Source organism: Rhizobium sp. Root708, assembly GCF_001429725.1.
Taxonomy (GTDB): domain Bacteria; phylum Pseudomonadota; class Alphaproteobacteria; order Rhizobiales; family Rhizobiaceae; genus Rhizobium.
Window position 1 is genome coordinate 1 of the sequence record NZ_LMHV01000035.1, and the last position, 5,603, is coordinate 5,603.

Here is a 5,603-nt window from a genome sequence, read left to right on the forward strand (position 1 = left end):
GGCCCAATATGGGCATCGGCGGCATAACACCCGCACAGAAACTGAAAATGGCCGCGTGAATTCTACTGCGGAGCCCCGTTAAAAACGGGGGGATTACCCTCAACATCGTCGATGATGTGACACGTGAATGCCTGGCAGTAATTCGAGCCACCTCAATCTCCGGCCGCCGTGTCGCACGGGAGCTGACGATGCGGCAAGCCCGGATTGATTGTCTCCGATCGACGAGGCGCTTGAACCTACCGCCGCCACCGGCGCTAGGTTGCCAATCACAGGGGTGATGGGTCACGCAGGCGTTGTCGGTAATGAACGCGCCGACCAACTGGCAGAGCAGGGCAGGGCATCGCTTCAAGGTGCAAATTTGCACCTTGATCCTACCGACGACCCTGACGCGCAGTATCGCGCCATCATGGCGGCGTGCGCGTTTATCAGACAATATATCGGCCGTCCTAAAGGAGACGGGGATTGCCTAAGATCCGTAAAGCTCGTGAAACTACACCTCGCTAAGCCGCGTGTGTCTGGCTGTATAGTACTGCCGGAAGACAGCCAGCTTCGCATTCATAACCGCGCCACACTTTGTGCTCAACCGGGTCGGCGGCCGGCTCCTCGAGTTGCCACGACAAAGGTCAAGGTTCCACACACGGAAGTCGAGAAACGTCTGATGCGGGGCAGTCGCCGGACTACATCCGCGAATAACTGGACGCCTACGATCCGGGCGATGACATCCAGCCTCGGTTCCCGCCGACGCCGCGTGACATCTCGAACCACCTAACGGCGCTGTCATGGGTCCGGCACCTCGATCGTCAGCCTGGCGAATACTGTGGTAGCGGTCGTTCGATGTTTCGTTCGGACAGATCGGAAGCAGATCGGCCGCAGCGACGAGACGGCCCGCAAGCGGTTGGAAACAACGGTGACAGATGTGTGGATTGCCGCCAACACGTAGCTTTCACCAAGAATTTACGGGAAGCCGGCGAATTTCACTACAATCGGCTCGGCAACCTTGGCGATATCTGCCATTTCTCCTGCTGTAGTTGGTGATTTGCTGCGATCGAGACAGCAAGGGCAAAGCAGTCTGAGTGGACTAATATCGACGCCGATTTGGCGTTGAAGCGCCTGGCCGAAGAGGCCGTTGCCGATATCGCGGACATCTATTAGAGAACGGCAGCCTGAAGCCGATACACGAATGGCCGCTCATCTGGCGCCAGGGGCTTGTCGGTGGCATTGAAACCGAAACCATCCGGCCACAGGGGTCGAAGGGAAGCGGGCAATGGCATGGTCCCGCTCAAGATGTCCACAAAGATGACGGGGGGGAAGAGACCTCTCACCGCGGTCAAGCTCTCCATTCGCAAAGCGGATTGAGCGGATCGGCAAGCATGTGAACGTTCAGGCCTTCCGTTAAAAGGTCGAGATTGAATTGACAGGCTCGATCGCCGAACGCCTTGCCTGCGCCAGGTCGCGAGCCGCGAAGAAGTAATGGTCGCACTGGCCAAGATTGATGCCGAGCTCGAGGACGAGCTCATCGAGCTGACTGCGCAATGCCAGTACGATCCGCAGGCGTGGGCTCTTGTTGCCTTTGGATTGGGGATTAGAAGAACTGGCTGGGATCGATGGCCCTCGCGACGGGCAGGCGGACATCAAAGAAGAGATTCGGCAGAATCTAAACAGCGAGAACCCTTATCAGCCGCTGCAGATTGCTGTTTCCAGTGGCCACGGTATCGGCAAGTCGGCCGAAATTGGGATGCTCTGCGAGACGTGGACGGCTATGCTGGGCTGAAGACGCGCGTAGCGTTATACACTGCACTGCTGGCGCTGTCTGGAGCCTCGACGAAGATGGCAGCCTTCTCAGCGGCTCCTGTCGTCGAGGAAAAGACCGTCGTGCCCGTAACCGTTGAGCAGGCGGTCAAGAAGAAATTTAACATCATCGGTTGGATCGGAAGCTTGTTCGGCGGCGGCTCGAGCCTTTCGGCACTCGCTGGCTTCGACTGGAAAGCGCTTCTCGTCATTGTCGCCGCGGTGGCAGTCATCGGTCTTGGCGTCCTCTTTCTTCGCCACTGGATCATTGCGGCTATCAAGGACATTCGTGAAGCGGTGGAGAGCTGAGGATGTGGGCTATCGTTTCGGAGCCGATTCCCTGCATGGCTCAAGATCGTCGCTGTCGTCGTCATGGCGGTAGCTGGCGCCTACCTTCTGGGTAGACACGTTTATAGCCGCTTCCGGGCATGCGCGCATACTGTAGGATTCACCGTAGTGAAATCGCTGGGACAGCGGCGGGTCACGATCCCGGCTGTATCGGGTCTGCCGTGGCGGCAAGAGCAATGCTGCAGGGCACAGGTTAGTAGTCCAACAATTCATCAGTTCCAAAGTGCTTCTCGGAAGCGTTTCTGTATGGCAGATATGAGCCGAGGCGTTTCGGGGTGAGGAGGAATTTGCCGCAAATGAAGTGAATTCGCCAGCTGGCAAAACATCTCGATATCTCGATCGGGACAGTATCGCGGGCGCTGAATGACAAGCCTGACGTCAACGAGGAGACGCGCAAGCGCGTGTTGGCGGCAGCGGAGGAACTCGGCTACGTCGCCAATCAATCCGGCCGCAGCCTTCGCCAAGGCACGACGAATGTTATCGGGCTCATGATCGAAGCGAGCCAGGAAACCGTCGAGAACGGGGACAACTTCTTCCTTAGCGTCACGGGCGGGCTTCAGTCCGTCTTCACGCGGCACAAGCTTGACCTCGTCATGCTGCCTTGCCCAGGCGACGAAGATCCGCATGAGTATTTGAAGCGCATGGTCGCTCGCCGCGTCGTCGATGCCATGATCATCTCCGCAACGCAGCGCATCGACAAGCGTATCGATTTCCTCTCGAAGGCAAAGATTCCGTTCGTGGCGCTCGGACGCAGTTCGTCTGGCGGCAATTATCCCTGGATCGACCTGGATTTCGAGGGGGTAGCGGCTTGTGCTGTCGAGCGTCTCGTTGCCAAGGGCCATCGCCGCATCGCTATTGCAGCACCTTCCACCGATATCAACCTCGGCTATGTCTTCGTGGATGCCTACCGGCAGGCGCTGGAGCGGCACGGCCTGGAGTTTGATCCGAGTCTAATAATCCGCGTGAAATCCAGCGAGCAGGGCGGCTATCAGGCCGGCACGGAGTTGTTACAACTCAAGGACCGGCCAACAGCGATCATCCTGATCTACGAATTGATGGCGATCGGCCTCTATCGACGCATGGTCGAGGCAGGGGTCGTTCCCGGCCGCGATCTTGCCGTGATCGGCTTTCGCGAAGAGCCGCGCGCCAGGTTCCTGCAGCCGACGCTCACTTGCTTCCGCCTGTCGCTTCGCGACCTCGGCACCAAGCTGGCCGAGACACTTCTTGCGACGATGCCCGCCTATTCCGCTCTTTACCCAAAGGGTGCCAGAATACGATCTGGCCGCTGGAACTCGCCCCGGGCGAAAGCGACGCATTCACAATCCCCCCCTGATCGGGTCGCCTCCCAGCTCCGCAGACCCTCGATAGGATCAAGCGCAAGACGCCGCCGATCGAATACAGCGGCCGGCGAAAGGATCTGGTGTGGGCGCAGCCGACGCTCATTGCGGAGATCGTATCGAGCCTGGAAGCATGACGGATAGCTGCGGCACGCATCCTTCAAGGGGATTCGCAAAAGGTATGACAACGCGATAGTCTACGATTCCAAGACAGACAGCTGTGATTGCCATGTTGCAACCAAGGTTACTAATCCTGATACTGACGTCACTATATTTGCTGCTGGCCATCCTAGCGAAGGTGTTTTGATATAAGCGGCTTTGCTATGGCGTCCTCCCGCGCACGACGCGACTCAAAGGGGAGGGTGGAGCTTTGGTTCGAGTATCCAGCTGACGCGACCCCGGTTTCCAACAGATCGGGCCGGCCTGCAGATAGCCTGGCTGTTTGCGCCTCGCTCATCCGCGCCATGTTCATAGCCGCTTTCCGGCAGGGCCGCATACCGTAGGGATCGCAGCGAGGGCCAGACCCCTCGTCAGGTCGAGCCCTCCTGTTGCCGCCTTCATGACAAGTGAAGCACGGCGACGGCGGATCGCTCCTTTGTCCGGGGCTCGGTCGAGCGTTCAAAAAAAGGCCCGCCAGCGAAGGACGGCGTGGCAAATCTTTGGAGAGATAAGTGGGTCTTGACCGTTAGAAAACGCACGCGATCAGGGAAAGTTCCGCCTTTCGCTCCTCATTCTCCGAGTGAACTATTTGACCCTTCACGCGTTCATGATCAGCAAATTCGGGAGTGCAAGTTCATGAAAAACATTCTTCTAGCTTTCGGCCTAGCGGTTGCTTCACTTTCAGCAGGGATGGTCTCAGCTGCCATGCCTTCCATCGCGTTACCCAATGGGCTCTCGTCCACGGTTCAGCAAGTGGATTGGTCTTGCGGTCCGGGGCGGCACCGAGAAGGTGACGGTCAATGCTATCCGAACCAATACAATAACCGCAGGTCGATGGAATCCTGTGGCCCCGGTCGGGTGCGCGGTGGCGATGGCCAATGCTATGCGAGCCGACGCCAAGCCGGTCATTCCGGCTACTACGGGAACGACGGCTACTCCCGGTATTCTTGCGGCCCCGGCAGAGTCCGCGGCGGTGATGGTCAGTGCTACCCCGTGCGCGGCAAATCCTGCGGTGCCGGGCGTCACCGTGGACCTGATGGACAGTGCTACGCCAACTAGGGATCAACTGGCCCTCATCCCGCGTTCACAAACGGTTCAGACCTGCGCGCCTATCGTCGACGCAAGCTCTTAAAGAGCTATCGGCTGTAACTTGGGTCGCATATCATGAGAAGTGTTCTTTTGGCGTTGAGCCTAGCAATATCTTTCCTTTCTGCAGACATGGCATTTGCTGTGATGTCGGAGCGGCCCGTTGGCGTTATATCGTCTGTAGTGCAGGTGGATTATTCTTGTGGTCCCGGCAGGTACCGCGGTGGTGATGGTCAGTGTTACCCGGAGCAGGGGCGAGGGCGTGGGAACGGCTCTTGCGGCCCTGGAAGGTATCGCGGCGACGATGGCCAATGTTATCCGGGTCGTCGGGAACCGTGGTATTCCTGCGGCCCTGGTCGGGTTCGTGGGGGCGACGGCCAATGTTACCCTAGCCGCCGCTCGTGTGGTCCGGGCAGAGTCCGTGGTCAGGACGGCCAGTGCTATGCCGACCGTCGCCAACCCCGGTATCAGGATCGCTACTACTACGACGATGATTATCCGCCGCCGCCATATGGTTCCCGGCGCTATCTGCAACCGGATTATTATGACGATTACTGACAAACAAGGCTCCGCACTGCGGGGCCTTATACATTGCAAGGCCGGTGCATTTGTTATGATGCACCGGCCTTGTTTGTCATTGGGGTGATTGCAACACCGCGATGACGATGCGCAAAGCGGTTGGTCCTTGCGGGGCCTGAACTATCGTTCGTAAAAAAGCAGAACCCTTTGCGCATTTCGAGGCTTCGTCGAACCGTTGAGAGAGCTTTACGCTCGCGTATAAGGGAGTGGTCTGCCCCCTGAAAAGTGATCCTTCTTGAAGTATGGCTTATGAGCCGAAGAAGGACATTGGAATGGCAGCGAAAAGACACAAGGCAGAAGAGATCG

At 58.1% G+C, this 5,603-nt stretch carries 4 protein-coding genes and 1 pseudogene; 4 read left to right on the forward strand and 1 reads right to left on the reverse strand.

From position 1 onward, the window contains the following. Positions 1-1,392: 1,392 nt before the first annotated feature. Complete coding sequence (locus ASE04_RS31040) at positions 1,393-1,533, reverse strand: hypothetical protein (RefSeq protein ID WP_162260536.1); 141 nt, start codon at positions 1,531-1,533, stop codon at positions 1,393-1,395. 28 nt (positions 1,534-1,561) lie between these two features. On the opposite strand from ASE04_RS31040, the gene ASE04_RS31045 reads away from it, so the two are divergent. The 4 genes and pseudogenes from ASE04_RS31045 (at position 1,562) to ASE04_RS32260 (ending at position 4,691) form a co-directional block, all read left to right on the forward strand. Next, positions 1,562-1,771: a hypothetical protein gene (locus ASE04_RS31045; RefSeq protein ID WP_162260537.1), complete on the forward strand. Its 210-nt coding sequence runs from the start codon at positions 1,562-1,564 to the stop codon at positions 1,769-1,771. 56 nt (positions 1,772-1,827) lie between these two features. Further along, positions 1,828-2,097 (forward strand): hypothetical protein, encoded by a 270-nt coding sequence (locus ASE04_RS19135; RefSeq protein ID WP_200960743.1) that lies wholly within the window; start codon positions 1,828-1,830, stop codon positions 2,095-2,097. A 344-nt stretch (positions 2,098-2,441) separates the two neighbouring features. Beyond that, positions 2,442-3,469, forward strand: a pseudogene (locus ASE04_RS19140) (substrate-binding domain-containing protein). An 868-nt stretch (positions 3,470-4,337) separates the two neighbouring features. Then, the gene (locus ASE04_RS32260) at positions 4,338-4,691 is read left to right on the forward strand and encodes a GCG_CRPN prefix-to-repeats domain-containing protein (protein ID WP_443216885.1); all 354 of its coding nucleotides are present in this window, start codon (positions 4,338-4,340) and stop codon (positions 4,689-4,691) included. Positions 4,692-5,603: the final 912 nt, after the last annotated feature.